Consider the following 14,200-nt stretch of genomic DNA (forward strand, 5'->3'; position numbering starts at 1 on the left):
GCTTCGTGGTCACGCTTCAGGCGGCTGCGATATGGCCGATCAGCATGCCATGAGCAATCGTGTAGAGGCTGCCGTTTGCCCTGATAGTGAGTGGTTCTCGGCTGAGAATTCGGCCGCCGCTCTGGATCAGTTCATCAATGTGCGCACGCAGTGCGAGGTATCTCCGTTGCTCTTTCATTGCGCGCCCTCCCGAGGGTGGCGGGTTACCCGTTTGAGCATAGGTGCGCGAGCGATCTGTCAGGTTGCGGTGCTGGGTTTGTGTGATACGTGTCTCGTTTCGGCGTGAGTTATGGGCGCGCGGTGGGGTGGTGAGGTGCCGCTGGCTAAATGCTCTGTGAGGCCCAATTCCTGCTTGTCACTGCGTTGTCTTTCTGAAAGCATTCGCGTTTCCCGAAATACCTCCAGTGACCCTGGTTCGGTCAGGTTGGCCTGAAAGGGCTCTGCCATCGTGTGGCAGGTATACCGCCGGATCATTTACTGGCTCATCCCAACCCATGTGGCCTTTGGTAGAGGTCACCACTAGGAGAGGAGGCGCCATGCCCATCATTACTCTTCCCGACGGCAGTCAGCGTTCGTTCGATAAACCCGTTTCCGTGCTCGAGGTGGCTCAGTCCATCGGTGCTGGTCTGGCCAGGGCCACGCTGGCGGGTCGGGTCAACGGCAAATTGGTCGATGCTTGTGACCTGATCGAAGCCGACGCCACCCTGCAAATCATCACGCCGAAGGACGAGGAGGGGCTGGAGATCATCCGTCACTCCTGTGCCCACCTAGTCGGGCATGCGGTCAAGCAGCTCTATCCCAGTGCCAAGATGGTCATTGGACCGGTGATTGACGAGGGCTTCTATTACGACATCGCGTTCGAGCGTCCCTTCACGCCGGACGACATGGCGGCCATCGAGAAGCGCATGGCCGAGCTGATCGACAAGGATTACGACGTCATCAAGAAGGTGACGCCGCGTGCAGAGGTGATCGAGACCTTCAAGGCGCGAGGCGAGGAGTACAAGCTGCGCCTGGTCGACGACATGCCGGACGAGAAGGCCATGGGCCTGTACTTCCATGAGGAGTACGTGGACATGTGTCGTGGCCCGCACGTGCCGAACACGCGTTTCCTCAAGGCTTTCAAACTCACAAAGATTTCGGGTGCCTACTGGCGCGGCGACTCCAAGAACGAGCAGCTGCAGCGTGTCTATGGCACTGCCTGGGCTGACAAGAAGCAGCTGGCTGCCTATGTCCAGCGCATCGAAGAGGCCGAGAAGCGGGATCACCGCCGTATCGGCAAGCAGCTGGACCTCTTCCATCTCCAGGAAGAAGCGCCGGGCATGGTGTTCTGGCACCCCAATGGCTGGACCGTCTATCAGGTGCTCGAGCAGTACATGCGTCAGGTTCAGCGTGAGCATGGCTATGTCGAGGTGCGGACGCCCCAGGTGGTCGATCGCATCCTGTGGGAGCGCTCCGGCCACTGGTCCAACTACGCCGAGAACATGTTCACCACCGCGTCCGAGAGTCGCGACTATGCCGTGAAGCCGATGAACTGCCCGTGCCACGTGCAGATCTTCAACCAGGGGTTGAAGTCCTACCGCGATCTCCCGCTGCGCCTGGCTGAGTTCGGTGCCTGCCATCGCAATGAGCCGTCGGGCGCGCTGCATGGCATCATGCGCGTGCGCGGCTTTACCCAGGACGACGCCCACATATTTTGCACCGAAGAGCAGGTGAAGAAGGAGGCTGCGGACTTCATCAAGCTCACCTTGCAGGTCTATTCCGACTTCGGCTTCAGTGATATTTCCATGAAGCTCTCGACTCGCCCGGCCAAGCGCGTGGGGTCCGAGGAGTTGTGGGATCGGGCTGAAGGGGCTCTGGCTGACGCGCTGAACGAATCGGGCCTGGCCTGGGAATACCAGCCGGGTGAGGGGGCTTTCTACGGCCCGAAGATCGAATTCACCCTCAAGGATTGCCTGGGTCGTAACTGGCAGTGCGGTACCCTGCAGTACGATCCGAACCTGCCTGATCGGCTCGATGCCAGCTACATCGCCGAAGATAACAACCGCAAGCGCCCGGTCATGCTTCACCGTGCGATCCTCGGTTCCTTCGAGCGCTTCATCGGCATGCTCATCGAGCACTATGCAGGGTCGTTCCCGGCATGGCTGGCGCCGACCCAGGCGGTGATCATGAATATCACCGACAAACAGGCGGATTTTGCCCTTGAGGTCGAAAAGACTCTCAACCAAAGCGGGTTCCGTGCCAAGTCCGACTTGAGAAACGAAAAAATCGGCTTTAAAATCCGCGAGTATACTTTGCTCAAGGTTCCCTATCTCCTGGTTATCGGAGACAGGGAAGTTGAGACACGATCCGTTGCTGTGCGCACCCGTGAAGGCGTCGATCTGGGCTCCATGCCCCTCGAGCAATTCGTCACCACGCTCGCGCAGACGGTTTCCCGGCGTGGTCGCCAAGAATCGGAGTAATCACTATTAAGCGTGAAATGAGACAAGATAAACGAGCTGCACCCAAGGCCCCGATCAACGAGAACATCACGGCTCGAGAGGTGCGACTTATTGGTGCAGACGGCCAGCAAATTGGCGTCGTCTCGATCGATGAAGCGCTTCGCGCTGCTGATGAAGCAAAGCTGGACCTCGTAGAGATCTCGGCAGACGCGGTACCGCCTGTCTGCCGGATCATGGACTACGGCAAGCACCTCTTCGAGAAGAAGAAGCAGGCTGCTGCAGCCAAGAAGAATCAGCACCAGCAACAGATCAAAGAGATCAAGTTTCGTCCAGGGACGGAAGAAGGGGATTACCAGGTAAAACTACGCAACCTGGTACGTTTCCTTAATGATGGGGACAAGGCCAAGGTATCGCTTCGATTCCGCGGCCGTGAGATGGCTCACCAGGAGCTGGGTATGGAACTGCTGAAGCGGGTCGAAACCGACCTCGCCGAAATCGGAACCGTCGAACAGCATCCCAAGCTGGAAGGACGCCAGCTGATGATGGTCATCGCTCCCAAAAAGAAAAAGTAACCACCAGGGCACTGGCAGGCCTTGCGGTTATGCGTAATCACTCAATGCGGAGTATCCGAACATGCCAAAGATGAAAACCAAGAGCGGTGCAGCCAAGCGTTTCCTCAAGACCGCTTCCGGCTACAAGCACAAGCACGCTTTCAAGAGCCACATCCTGACCAAGATGTCCACCAAGCGTAAGCGTCAACTTCGCGGTAGCGAACTGATGCATCCGTCGGACAAAGCAAAAGTCGAGCGCATGCTGCGCGTTCGTTAATCGGTCAAGACTAGAGGAATACACTCATGGCTCGTGTTAAGCGTGGCGTTATCGCTCGTGCTCGTCACAAAAAAATTCTGAAACTCGCCAAAGGCTACTACGGTGCTCGCTCTCGCGTGTTCCGCGTTGCCAAGCAAGCGGTAATCAAGGCAGGCCAATACGCCTACCGTGACCGCCGTCAGCGCAAGCGTCAGTTCCGCGCTCTGTGGATCGCTCGTATCAACGCTGGTGCTCGTCAGAACGGTCTGTCCTACAGCCGCCTGATCGCTGGCCTGAAAAAAGCGGCCATCGAGATCGACCGCAAGGTTCTGGCCGATCTGGCAGTGAACGAAAAAGCGGCGTTTGCTGCGATTGTCGAGAAAGCTAAGGCCGTCCTGGCTTAAGTCCCCGACAATCACCGGGCCATCCCGGTGCTGAACGTCACCAATAGGGGAAGGGCCTTGGCTCTTCCCCTATTTCGTATCTGGAGTCAGTAAATGGAAAATCTGGATGCGCTGGTCTCTCAAGCGCTTGAGGCCGTGCAACAAACCGAAGACGTGAATGCTCTCGAACAGATTCGCGTTCAGTACCTCGGCAAGAAAGGCGAGCTGACCCAGGTGATGAAGACCCTGGGTGACCTGCCTGCAGACGAGCGGCCCAAGGTCGGTGCGCTGATCAATGCCGCCAAAGAGCGCGTCCAGGACGCCCTCAACGCCCGTAAGGACTCGCTTGAGCAAGCTGCATTGGCAGCCAAGCTCGCGGCCGAGCGGATCGATGTCACCCTTCCGGGACGCGGCCAGGTATCTGGCGGTCTGCATCCGGTTACCCGTACTCTCGAGCGCGTCGAGCAGTTCTTCACCCGCATCGGCTACGGCATCGCCGAAGGCCCGGAGGTCGAAGACGATTATCACAACTTCGAAGCGCTCAACATCCCCGGCCACCACCCGGCCCGTGCGATGCACGATACCTTCTATTTCAACGCCAACATGTTGCTGCGCACCCATACCTCCCCGGTCCAGGTGCGCACCATGGAGTCCCAGCAGCCGCCGATCCGCATCGTCTGCCCCGGCCGTGTTTATCGCTGTGACTCGGATATCACACACTCGCCGATGTTCCACCAGGTCGAAGGCCTGCTGGTCGACGAAGGCATCAGCTTCGCCGACCTGAAAGGCACCATCGAGGAGTTCCTCCGCGTCTTCTTCGAGAAGGATCTGGGCGTGCGTTTCCGCCCCTCGTTCTTCCCCTTCACCGAACCGTCCGCCGAAGTCGACATGCAGTGCGTCATGTGTTCCGGCAAGGGCTGCCGCGTCTGTAAGCAGACCGGCTGGCTGGAAGTGATGGGTTGCGGCATGGTCCACCCCAATGTTCTGCGCATGTCCGGCATCGATCCCGAGAAGTACCAGGGCTTTGCCTTCGGCATGGGCGTCGAGCGTTTGGCCATGCTGCGTTATGGCGTCAACGATTTGCGCCTGTTCTTCGACAACGACCTGCGCTTCCTCGCGCAATTCCGCTAGGTCGTAGTCCACGTAACGAATTCCTCAGGAGAGCAGGATGAAATTCAGTGAACAGTGGCTGCGGAGCTGGGTAAGCCCGCAGGTTTCCCGCGACGAGCTGGTGGCTCGTCTGTCGATGGCCGGCCTGGAAGTGGACAGCGTCACGCCTGTCGCCGGCGCGTTCAGTGGCGTTGTGGTGGGCGAAGTGCTCAGCACCGAGCAGCACCCCGATGCCGACAAGCTGCGTGTATGCCAGGTCAGCAATGGCAGTGAGACCTTCCAGGTGGTGTGCGGTGCGCCCAACGTGCGCCCCGGCCTGAAGATCCCCTTCGCCATGATCGGTGCCGAGCTGCCCGGCGACTTCAAGATCAAGAAAGCCAAGCTTCGCGGCGTCGAGTCCTTCGGCATGCTCTGCTCTGCCAGTGAGCTGCAGATCAGCGACGAGAACGCCGGACTGATGGAACTGGCTGCCGATGCGCCAGTCGGACAGGACATCCGGGCCTACCTCGGCCTGGATGACGTCGTCATCGAACTGGGCCTCACGCCCAACCGTGGCGATTGCCTCAACATGTCTGGCCTGGCCCGTGAAGTGGGTGCCCTGTATGCGGCACCCGTCACCCCTGTAGTGATCAGCCCGGTCGCACCGACTCACGACGAAGTTCGCCCGGTGGACGTGCTGGCACCGAAGGCTTGCCCGCGCTATCTCGGTCGGGTGGTGCGTAATGTCGACCTCTCCAAGCCCACTCCGTTGTGGATGGTCGAGCGCCTTCGCCGGGCGGACGTGCGCAGCATTGATGCAGCCGTCGATATCACCAACTACGTGATGCTTGAGCTCGGCCAACCGATGCACGCGTTTGACCTTGCCGAAATCAATGGCGGCATCCGCGTGCGCATGGCGGAGGAGGGGGAGAAGCTCGTCCTGCTCGATGGCCAGGAGGTCAGCCTGCGTGGAGACACCCTCGTCATCGCCGACCACAGCCGTGCCCTGGCTATCGCAGGGGTAATGGGGGGCGAGCACAGCGGCGTCAGCGACAAGACCCGCGACCTGTTCCTCGAGGCAGCTTTCTTCGACACCATCGCCGTTGCTGGTAAGGCCCGCTCCTATGGCCTGCACACCGACTCTTCGCATCGCTTCGAGCGTGGCGTGGACTGGCAGCTTGCCCGCCAGGCCATGGAGCGCGCCACTGCGTTGCTGCTGGAGATCGTGGGGGGGGAAGCTGGCCCGATCATCGAGGCTGTAAGTGAGGCGGATCTGCCGAGCGTTGCCCCAGTCATCCTGCGTGCCGAGCGTATTGCCCAGATGCTGGGCATGGAGATGGACGCCGCCGAGGTCGAGCGCTTGCTTACCGCGCTGGGTCTGGGCGTCACCTCTATTGCGCCGGGGCAGTGGAAGGTTGCAGTGCCCAGTCACCGCTTCGACATCAGTCTGGAAGTGGATCTGATCGAAGAGCTTGGTCGTCTCTACGGCTACAACCGCCTGCCGGTTCGCTACCCGCAAGCGCGCCTTGCGCCTCGCGCTCGTGCCGAATCTGCAGTTGAGCTGCCGGCCTTGCGTCGCCTGCTGGTTGCCCGGGGCTATCAGGAAGCGATCACCTACAGCTTCATCGATCCCAAGTGGTTCGAGCTGTTCAATCCTGGCGCCAAGCCGCTCATGCTGGCCAACCCCATCTCGAACGACATGGCTGCCATGCGTTCGTCGCTGTGGCCGGGTTTGGTCAAGGCGCTGCAGCATAACCTCAACCGTCAGCAGAGCCGTGTTCGCCTGTTTGAAAGTGGCCTTCGCTTCGTCGGCCAACTCGAAGGCCTGAAGCAGGAAGCGATGATCGCCGGTGTCGTCTGTGGCAAGCGCTTGCCGGAAGCCTGGGCCCATGGCCGCGAAGGCGTGGATTTCTATGACGTCAAGGCCGACGTCGAGGCGCTGTTGGGTGCAGCTGGCGCGTTGGACGCATTCACCTTCGTGCCGGGCGAGCATCCGGCGCTGCATCCGGGGCAAACCGCTCGCATCGAACGAGATGGCAAGCTGGTTGGCTACCTCGGCGCCATTCACCCCGAACTGGCCAAGAGCCTCGATCTTGACCAGCCCGTCTACCTCTTCGAACTCGTGCTGGCTGAGGTCATGAGTGGACGTCTGCCTACGTTCAGCGAGCTGTCGCGCTTCCCCGAAGTGCGTCGCGACCTGGCCGTCCTGGTTGATCGTGAGGTCGCCGCAGAAACCGTCCTCGACACAATTCGTGAAGCTGCCGGGGAGTGGTTGACGGACCTCAGGCTATTTGACGTCTATCACGGTAAAGGTATTGATCCGCTTAGAAAAAGCCTAGCCGTCGGCTTGACCTGGCAACATCCATCGCGCACTCTTAACGACGATGAGGTGAACACCACAACCCAGAACATCGTCACCTCGCTGGAAGGTAGGTTCAACGCCACGTTAAGGAAGTAGCGTATGGGGGCTCTGACGAAAGCTGAGATGGCTGAACGTCTGTATGAAGAGCTTGGCCTGAACAAACGGGAAGCCAAGGAACTGGTCGAACTGTTTTTCGAGGAAATCCGTCAGGCGCTGGAGCAGAACGAACAGGTGAAATTGTCCGGTTTCGGCAACTTCGACCTGCGCGACAAACGCCAGCGCCCCGGACGCAACCCGAAGACAGGCGAGGAAATCCCGATCACGGCACGCCGTGTCGTGACGTTCCGTCCGGGCCAAAAACTGAAAGCCAGAGTTGAAGCTTATGCTGGAACCAAGTCATAACGACGAACTGCCACCTATTCCTGGCAAGCGTTATTTCACCATTGGCGAGGTCAGCGAGCTCTGCGCAGTCAAGCCCCACGTGCTGCGTTACTGGGAGCAGGAATTTCCCCAGCTCAACCCGGTCAAGCGGCGGGGTAACCGCCGCTACTACCAGCGCCAGGATGTGCTGATGATTCGGCAGATCCGGGCCCTGCTGTACGATCAGGGCTTTACCATTGGTGGGGCGCGTCAGCGTCTCTCCGGTGACGAGGCCAAGGATGACACCACTCAGTACAAGCAGCTGATACGGCAGATGATTGCCGAGCTTGAAGACGTCCTCGTCGTACTGCGTAAGTGAAAAAAATCCAAAAAAAACCTTCCACAATTCAAAAGCTTAAAGTATAGTTCGCGTCGTTCCGGTGACGGAGCTAGCAACAAACGTCGGGGCGTAGCGCAGCCTGGTAGCGCACTTGCATGGGGTGCAAGGGGTCGAGTGTTCGAATCACTCCGTCCCGACCATATTTAGAGAAAGGCCCAAGTCGAAAGACTTGGGCCTTTTTCGTTTGTTTGGTCTGTTGTCCCTTTTCCAAGAGAGCTTCGCTGCAGAACTCTTTGCGCTAGTGAGGTCTGCTGCCAAAGACAAGTAAGCCTATGCGTGGTAGGCCGTGCCTGTTAATACGGCCGGCCACGACGACTCATGCGTCTTCGCAGTGGTTGGATCTATATGGCCGCCTTTAGCTAAGCCCAGCCGCATCGGCTTGATCGAATGTCACCCTCACTGGTTATTGCAAACTCGCTGCACTGCCGCTTTCGCAGCTCGGAGATCGAAAAGCTCCGGATCGAACGGGCCACCCGCCCACTCCAGTGCCTCCCGACCAGCAGGGCTGGTGGGGGAGTGGATGCTCTGCAAAAACGCCATGTACCCGTGTGGCCCGCCTACGTCCTCCGGCGGGCATGCGCCGGCTCCGTCCAGCAGCTCGCACCAGGCCCCTGTAACCTCGCACGGCCGGATAGCTTCCACTGCGATCACATGTAGCCATTCATCCCCGAAATCGTAGATGTACTGCATCCGGTCACTTGGTTTAAGCGCGCGCCGTACTTTCACTCGGCGATCGTCCGCTGTTTCCGCTTCCGGCAGTCCTATGTCGGGGTCAGGTGGCAGGTAGTGGTCGATGCCATTGGTGAACTCATGCAGATGGCGGCTCTCCCAGCCGAATGCTGCCTGGATGAAGTGGTGTAGCCGTCGTAGCGAGCAATCCCCCGTTACCGCCAGCCGCCGCCAGACGGGTGGCAGTACCACCAGGGGAGCCAACTGAACATGCAGCACATATATCGATGGAGTCGTTGCCATTCATTCTTCCTGTTGCCCTGGCTTTGAGCAGGAGCTGTCCGTACTTGGTCCGAGACTTGTCAGGGAGTCGTTCTTGATTGCAGACGAGGGACTGTCGACCAGGTAACGGGCTTAAGCAAGGTTTTCTGGGAAGCAAGTCCTGCACATTCGGATGCGAGGCGAGAACTGATACCGGACGATGGGAGATGCGTTGCTGCGGCTGTCGGCGTCCTTCGTGTGGAAAAGGGCTTGCCAGCAATCGGAGATAGGCGCTTTGAGCTGAGTGCTTGTGATTGAGACGCTCAGGAGAATTTTTGATGGCTGCTGGTGGGCTGAAGCCCACCCTACAGCGGCAGGCTGATGCTCAGAGCGCTTGCATCCTCATGTTCACCAGAGCCTTGGCGTGCACTGTCACGTCCTCCTGTGGCACGAGCCTCGGCTTGTGTTTGGTGTTGTCTGGGATGAGTTCCAGTTGCTCGCTTCCTGCCAAGAGCAGACGACGCATGAAGGTGTGGTTGGCCCAACTGACGAGGTAGATGCCGTCTCCAATAAAGGCCTTTACACCGCAATCCACGATAACTGCATCGCCTTCGTTGAGGGTGCCCTCCATGCCCTTGTCCCAGCACGTCACCACCGCAAGTTGGTCAGCGCTGCTGTAAAGAAGGCCCAGCCTGTGCAAGTAGGTTTTGTTCAGAATGACGCTGCGAAAGGCTTCTGCATGCTCGGCGGGTAGCTGTGAGTGCTGGATGGTGCGGAAGTCGAAATGGGGAATGCAGAACTCGGCTTCCGCGTCGCACTGGGAAATGGAAGGACGAGCCAGTTTGTCGGCTTGATCGAGTTGGGTTTCCAAACTGTCGGCCACTGCTTGAGCGATGCGCTGCCTGGCCGCGTTGTTGAGGCTCTTGCCGGCGTGGAGCTTCAACATTTCAAGCACGAAGGCAGCCGTTCCGTCCTTTCCCTTGTTAGCGGAAGTGGTCGATGCGTAGCGGTGCTTGCCGGCTTCACCGGTCTGATGGCCCTCGCCCATGGCGAGCCATGCAACATCACACTCCAGCGCTTTGGCAAGTGCGAGCAGCCGCTTTCCGCTGGCCTGGTTGCTGCCAGTAGTCCAGTGAGTGACGGAGCTTTTGGTGACGCCTACGAGTTGAGCCAGCTCTACGGCGCTCAAGTGCAGGGCCTGCATGCGCGATCTGACGCGGTCTGAAAAATCCATGGTTGAGGATGCTAAACAGCGCTTGGTTTAGTTTCCTTGTCGTGATTGGTTTATTTTTCTAAACTCGTCGGCTCCAAAAGTTGAAGGTTCTTGCCGGTGGCAAGAACTGTGGAGGCCTCGCATGCACCTCACCGAATGGACCCGCTCCATCACCCACATCCTCGCCCGCCCTGCTGGCGAGCCTCAGCTGCGCGCCCTGGCTGCGTGGCTTGTGGAGGCGGTGCCGGCGGATCATCTGGTGGTCTTCCTGCATGAGGGCAGTGCGGCGCCGGTGGCGCTGGTCGATACCTTCACGGAGGCGCAGCGGGCACTCTTCGTCAGCGCCTACTGCGCCGGGCCCTACCTGCTGGACCCGCTCTACCTGCACCTGCTGTTCGGCAACCCGGATGGCGTGCAGACGATGCAGGCGCTGGCGCCGGCGAGCCTTCACAGCAACCACTACTACCACGCGCATTACCAGCGGCTGGCGTTGGTCGACGAACTGGCGGTTTCCACCACGCCAGGGGAAGGTTGCCGGGCGAAGCTGTCATTGATGCGCAACGCAGGGCAGCCGGCCTTTTCTGCCGCTGAGCAGTCCCGTGCGCGGGATGCCTGGCCGGTGGTGGACGAGGTGCTGCGAGCGGCCTGGTGCAAGCGGGAAGCTGCCACCCGTGTGGTGCCAGTGCTCAATGAGCAGGTGTGCGCAGCGCTGGCAGTGTTCGGCGCGGGGCTGCTGTCGGTGCGTGAGGCAGAGATCGCCCGGCTGCTGTTGCTGGGCCACGTGCCGGCGCTGATCGGCCGGCTGTTGCGCATCAGCCCCAGTACGGTCCGGGTCCATCGCCGCAACCTGTACGAGAAGCTGGGTGTCACCAGCCAGGTGCAGCTGCTGGGGCTGTTCCTCCACGGGCTGATGGAGGAGGGGGCGGCTCCCGCTATCCGGCGCTGCAGCCCCGACACCTAGGCAGCGTCTGGTGCGCCACGGCACCGGGTTCGACAGCTCCAACTGTTCTCCATTCCCGCTTTGCATGGGGCGACGCCTTGCTGTGCGCCTCTGGTGGCCTTTGCGCGAAACGCGGGGTGGCCTGCCGAGGCAAGGCCTACAGCGGTGCCCGAAGCCGGCTACCGTCCGAGTCGTACCGCCCTGCGCGCGTGCGTTGTTAGGGTGGCCCCTGCCGTGCCCGGCTCGCCGGTGCCAGGCGTGCATCGACAAGAAGAACCGGCCCCAGGGGCACTGGGGCACGTGTCAGGGAGTGTTGCCATGCGAAGGTCCGTGCGGATTGCCGACATCATCGACGACAGCCCCATCTCCGGGTTGCAGGTACGGGTACTGGTGTTCTGCTTTCTCATCGTGCTGCTGGATGGATTCGATACGGCGGTGATCGGCTACGTGGCGCCGGAGTTGATCGGCGATTGGGGGCTCGTTCGCGAGCAACTGGCACCGGCCTTTGGCGCGGGCCTGTTCGGGATGCTGGTGGGGGCTGTGTGCTGTGGCCCGCTGGCGGATCGCTTCGGGCGCAAGCGTGTGCTGCTGGGCGGCATCCTGGTGTTCGCCCTGGGCACGCTGGCGGCAGCGTTTTCCACCGGGTTGGGGATGCTGGTGGTACTGCGCTTCGTCACCGGCATCGGGCTCGGTGGGGTGTTGCCCAACTGCATCACGCTGTCATCGGAATACGCACCACAGCGGCGCCGGGTGCTGCTGGCGACGCTGAGCTATTCGGGCTTCATCCTCGGCCTGGCACTGGGTGGCAGCGTTGCGGCCTGGCTGATGCCGCTGCTGGGGTGGAAAGGGATGCTGGCCCTGGGAGGGCTGGCGCCGTTGGTGCTTGTGCCGGCGTTGCTGCGTTGGCTACCGGAGTCGCTGTACTTCCTGGTGGGGCGGCCGGAGCAGCAGGCGACGCTGCTGCAGGTGGTCAAGGCCATCGGCGGTGAGCGCGACTGGAGCATGGTGCGCCTGGTAGGAGACCTGCCCGAACAACCGCGCTCGCCAGTCTCCACCTTGTTCGAGGCGGGCCAGGCGCTGCGCACATTGATGCTGTGGCTGACCTTCTTCTGCGGCTTGTTCGTGTTCTACCTGCTGACCAACTGGCTTCCCACCATCCTGCGCTCCAGCGGCTACGGACCGAGCGAGTCGGCTCACGTGGCGTCGATGATTCCCATGGGCGGGGTGCTGGGCAGCATCGTCATGGCACTGCTGCTGGACCGGGTAGGACCACGCTGGGTGCTGCCGCTGCAGGCAGCGTTCTCGGCCGTGGCGCTGGGGCTGATCGGCACCCAACTAGGCAGCGCGACGCAATTGTTGGCGATGGTGTTCATCGCCGGCTTCGGGCTCAGCGGGCTGCTGGCCAACCTGAGCATCATCGCCGCCACCCTGTACCCAGTCAGCGCGCGGGCGACGGGGGTGAGCTGGGCGCTGTCCGCTGGCCGGGCCGGGTCCATCGTCGGCTCGATGCTGGGCGCATGGCTGTTCACCTGGGCGGGCAGCCTGCAGGGTTTCTTCCTGTGGATCGCCGTGCCGGTGCTGGTGGCCAGCCTCGCGCTCGGGCTGATGGGCTGGCGTCACGTGGCCGCGGTGGCAATGGCACGGCCTTGATGGGTTGCGCCTCGCTGCTTGGCACCGGTGGCGAGAGGGCTAGCGGGGTAGCGTCGCCAGAGGTGCAGGTCTGGCGTGGCATATGTGCAGCGGTTTGTGTGCCGCCCTGGATGGGCTGCATTGACGAGGGAGAACCATGGGTACGGGAATGCTCTACATCGATGGCCGCTGGCTGGCTCCGGCCGCCTGTCGCCGTTTCACCAGCGTGAACCCGGCTACGGAGGCCCCCATCCAGACGCTGGTGATGGCCGGCACGCGAGAGGTGGACCAGGCCGTATGCGCCGCGCGGCGGGCCTTCGATAGCCACTGGCGCTTCACCAGCGGGCGCGAGCGTGGCGCATTGCTGGACGGCATTGCCGACGACCTGGCCGTCCGTGCCGAGGCCCTGGCCCTGCTGGAGGTGCAGGACCACGGCAAGCCCTACCCGGATGCTCTGCAGGACGTGGCCGATGCCGCCGCCTGCTTCCGCTATTACGCGGGCCTGGCGCGGGCGCTGGATGAGCGCCAGGGCTTGGCGCTGGAGATCGACGACCCACGTTTCGAGTGCCGCGTGATGCACGAGCCGGTAGGCGTCGCGGCGCTGTTCACACCCTTCACCTTCCCGCTGCTGACAGCGGCCTGGTGCGTGGCACCGGCATTGGCGGCAGGGGCCACCTGCGTCATCAAGCCATCCTCGCTGACGCCGCTCTCCACCCTGGAGCTGGCGCGTTCAGCCGACATGGCCGGGCTGCCTTCCGGCGTGCTCAACGTGCTGCTGGGCTATGGCGCGGAGCTGGGGCCCGCGCTGGTGCAGCACCCGGAAGTGGACAAGGTGACCTTCGCCGGCAGCCTGGCCAACGGCACCCAGGTGATGGCCAGTGCCGCGCCGGACATCAAGCCGGTGAGCCTGGAGCTGGGCGGCAAGTCCTCGCTCATCGTGTTCGACGACGCCGACATCGAGACGGCCGTGGAGTGGGCCTTGTACGGCGCGTTCTGGAACCAGGGTCAGACCAGCAGCGCCCTGTCGCGGTTGCTGGTGCAGGAGGGGCTGTTCGAGCCGCTGCTGGAATGCCTGGTGGCCCGTACCCAGGCCCTGCGTGTGGGGCCGGGAATGGAGCCGGGTGTGCAGCTCGGGCCCTTGGCCGGGCTTCGTCATCTGCACCGGATGATCAGTCTCATTGCCCAGGGCCAGCAGGATGCTCGCCTGCTCTGCGGTGGCCTGCGGCCCTCGCTCCTGGGGCGAGGCTATTTCATCCAGCCGGCGGTGTTCGCCGAGCCCGACGTGGCCAGCCCGCTGTGGCGGCACGAGTGCCTGGGCCCGGTGCTGAGCGTGAAGCGCTTCCGCAACGAGGAAGAGGCGCTGGCCCTGGCCAACGACACCATCTACGGGCTAGCGGCAGCGGTCGTCACGGGAGACCCCGCCCGCGCAGACTGGATGAGCCAGCGGCTTCGGGCCGGGGTGGTCTGGCTCAACTGCGCCCATACCGGCTTCATCCAGGCGCCCTGGGGCGGCAACCGGCTCAGCGGCAATGGCCGCCAGCGCGGCCCCTGGGGCCTGCAGAACTACCTGGCGCCCAAGCAGGTGACCCGTTTCGTGGGGGCGCAGCCCTGGAGGTGGCGCCAGCCCTAGGCCGGTCGGGAGCCGGCTC

At 61.9% G+C, this 14,200-nt stretch carries 14 protein-coding genes and 1 tRNA gene; 12 read left to right on the forward strand and 3 right to left on the reverse strand.

What is annotated here, in order from left to right; genetic code table 11:
- Positions 1 to 16: 16 nt before the first annotated feature.
- Positions 17 to 178, reverse strand: coding sequence for a hypothetical protein (locus tag SZ55_RS28430; RefSeq protein ID WP_177329723.1), 162 nt, complete (start codon positions 176 to 178; stop codon positions 17 to 19).
- Positions 179 to 536: 358 nt separating this feature from the next.
- Here SZ55_RS28430 and thrS point away from each other — a divergent pair, with 358 nt between their 5' ends.
- The 9 genes from thrS (at position 537) to SZ55_RS04185 (ending at position 7,979) form a co-directional block, all read left to right on the forward strand.
- Positions 537 to 2,459 carry a threonine--tRNA ligase gene (thrS, locus tag SZ55_RS04145; protein ID WP_044401768.1) on the forward strand — a complete coding sequence of 641 codons (1,923 nt, stop codon included), beginning with the start codon at positions 537 to 539 and terminating at the stop codon, positions 2,457 to 2,459.
- On the forward strand, positions 2,459 to 3,010 hold the full coding sequence (gene infC, locus SZ55_RS04150; protein WP_170832300.1) for a translation initiation factor IF-3: 552 nt from the start codon (positions 2,459 to 2,461) through the stop codon (positions 3,008 to 3,010). The genes thrS and infC overlap by 1 nt, the downstream gene beginning before the upstream one ends.
- 61 nt (positions 3,011 to 3,071) lie before the next feature.
- Positions 3,072 to 3,266, forward strand: a complete 195-nt coding sequence (rpmI, locus tag SZ55_RS04155) for a 50S ribosomal protein L35 (protein ID WP_044401775.1) — start codon at positions 3,072 to 3,074, stop codon at positions 3,264 to 3,266.
- Positions 3,267 to 3,292: 26 nt separating this feature from the next.
- Positions 3,293 to 3,649, forward strand: coding sequence for a 50S ribosomal protein L20 (gene rplT, locus SZ55_RS27265; protein WP_044874620.1), 357 nt, complete (start codon positions 3,293 to 3,295; stop codon positions 3,647 to 3,649).
- A 93-nt stretch (positions 3,650 to 3,742) separates the two neighbouring features.
- Positions 3,743 to 4,759: a phenylalanine--tRNA ligase subunit alpha gene (gene pheS / locus SZ55_RS04165; protein WP_044401781.1), complete on the forward strand. Its 1,017-nt coding sequence runs from the start codon at positions 3,743 to 3,745 to the stop codon at positions 4,757 to 4,759.
- Between the two features lie 37 nt (positions 4,760 to 4,796).
- A complete protein-coding gene (pheT, locus tag SZ55_RS04170) occupies positions 4,797 to 7,175 on the forward strand; it encodes a phenylalanine--tRNA ligase subunit beta (protein ID WP_044401784.1) in 2,379 nt (792 codons plus the stop codon).
- Between the two features lie 3 nt (positions 7,176 to 7,178).
- Positions 7,179 to 7,481, forward strand: coding sequence for an integration host factor subunit alpha (ihfA, locus tag SZ55_RS04175; protein WP_044401787.1), 303 nt, complete (start codon positions 7,179 to 7,181; stop codon positions 7,479 to 7,481).
- A complete protein-coding gene (locus tag SZ55_RS04180) occupies positions 7,462 to 7,818 on the forward strand; it encodes a MerR family transcriptional regulator (RefSeq protein WP_044401789.1) in 357 nt (118 codons plus the stop codon). Before ihfA ends, SZ55_RS04180 begins: the two co-directional genes overlap by 20 nt.
- Positions 7,819 to 7,902: 84 nt before the next feature.
- Positions 7,903 to 7,979, forward strand: a tRNA-Pro gene (locus tag SZ55_RS04185).
- 256 nt (positions 7,980 to 8,235) lie between these two features.
- Here the strand turns inward: SZ55_RS04185 and SZ55_RS04190 are convergent.
- Positions 8,236 to 8,811 carry a plasmid pRiA4b ORF-3 family protein gene (locus SZ55_RS04190; protein WP_044401792.1) on the reverse strand — a complete coding sequence of 192 codons (576 nt, stop codon included), beginning with the start codon at positions 8,809 to 8,811 and terminating at the stop codon, positions 8,236 to 8,238.
- A 343-nt stretch (positions 8,812 to 9,154) separates the two neighbouring features.
- Positions 9,155 to 10,003 carry a S24 family peptidase gene (locus tag SZ55_RS04195; protein ID WP_044401795.1) on the reverse strand — a complete coding sequence of 283 codons (849 nt, stop codon included), beginning with the start codon at positions 10,001 to 10,003 and terminating at the stop codon, positions 9,155 to 9,157.
- Positions 10,004 to 10,124: 121 nt separating this feature from the next.
- Between SZ55_RS04195 and SZ55_RS04200 the strand changes: the two genes are divergently transcribed.
- From SZ55_RS04200 to SZ55_RS04210, 3 genes are all read left to right on the forward strand, one after another.
- Positions 10,125 to 10,943 carry a helix-turn-helix transcriptional regulator gene (locus SZ55_RS04200; protein ID WP_044401798.1) on the forward strand — a complete coding sequence of 273 codons (819 nt, stop codon included), beginning with the start codon at positions 10,125 to 10,127 and terminating at the stop codon, positions 10,941 to 10,943.
- Positions 10,944 to 11,252: 309 nt separating this feature from the next.
- Positions 11,253 to 12,572: an MFS transporter gene (locus SZ55_RS04205; protein ID WP_236692387.1), complete on the forward strand. Its 1,320-nt coding sequence runs from the start codon at positions 11,253 to 11,255 to the stop codon at positions 12,570 to 12,572.
- 136 nt (positions 12,573 to 12,708) lie between these two features.
- Positions 12,709 to 14,181 carry an aldehyde dehydrogenase family protein gene (locus SZ55_RS04210; RefSeq protein ID WP_052807519.1) on the forward strand — a complete coding sequence of 491 codons (1,473 nt, stop codon included), beginning with the start codon at positions 12,709 to 12,711 and terminating at the stop codon, positions 14,179 to 14,181.
- Positions 14,182 to 14,200: the final 19 nt, after the last annotated feature.

The sequence above is a fragment of the Pseudomonas sp. FeS53a genome (assembly GCF_000931385.1).
GTDB lineage: Bacteria > Pseudomonadota > Gammaproteobacteria > Pseudomonadales > Pseudomonadaceae > Metapseudomonas > Metapseudomonas otitidis.

Bases quoted from the DNA above. Each gene is read 5' to 3' on its own strand.
- SZ55_RS28430 (WP_177329723.1), bottom strand. From the start codon at position 178: ATGAAAGAGCAACGGAGATACCTCGCACTGCGTGCGCACATTGATGAA.
- thrS (WP_044401768.1), top strand. From the start codon at position 537: ATGCCCATCATTACTCTTCCCGACGGCAGTCAGCGTTCGTTCGATAAA.
- rpmI (WP_044401775.1), top strand. From the start codon at position 3,072: ATGCCAAAGATGAAAACCAAGAGCGGTGCAGCCAAGCGTTTCCTCAAG.
- rplT (WP_044874620.1), top strand. From the start codon at position 3,293: ATGGCTCGTGTTAAGCGTGGCGTTATCGCTCGTGCTCGTCACAAAAAA.
- pheS (WP_044401781.1), top strand. From the start codon at position 3,743: ATGGAAAATCTGGATGCGCTGGTCTCTCAAGCGCTTGAGGCCGTGCAA.
- pheT (WP_044401784.1), top strand. From the start codon at position 4,797: ATGAAATTCAGTGAACAGTGGCTGCGGAGCTGGGTAAGCCCGCAGGTT.
- ihfA (WP_044401787.1), top strand. From the start codon at position 7,179: ATGGGGGCTCTGACGAAAGCTGAGATGGCTGAACGTCTGTATGAAGAG.
- SZ55_RS04180 (WP_044401789.1), top strand. From the start codon at position 7,462: ATGCTGGAACCAAGTCATAACGACGAACTGCCACCTATTCCTGGCAAG.
- SZ55_RS04190 (WP_044401792.1), bottom strand. From the start codon at position 8,811: ATGGCAACGACTCCATCGATATATGTGCTGCATGTTCAGTTGGCTCCC.
- SZ55_RS04195 (WP_044401795.1), bottom strand. From the start codon at position 10,003: ATGGATTTTTCAGACCGCGTCAGATCGCGCATGCAGGCCCTGCACTTG.
- SZ55_RS04200 (WP_044401798.1), top strand. From the start codon at position 10,125: ATGCACCTCACCGAATGGACCCGCTCCATCACCCACATCCTCGCCCGC.
- SZ55_RS04210 (WP_052807519.1), top strand. From the start codon at position 12,709: ATGGGTACGGGAATGCTCTACATCGATGGCCGCTGGCTGGCTCCGGCC.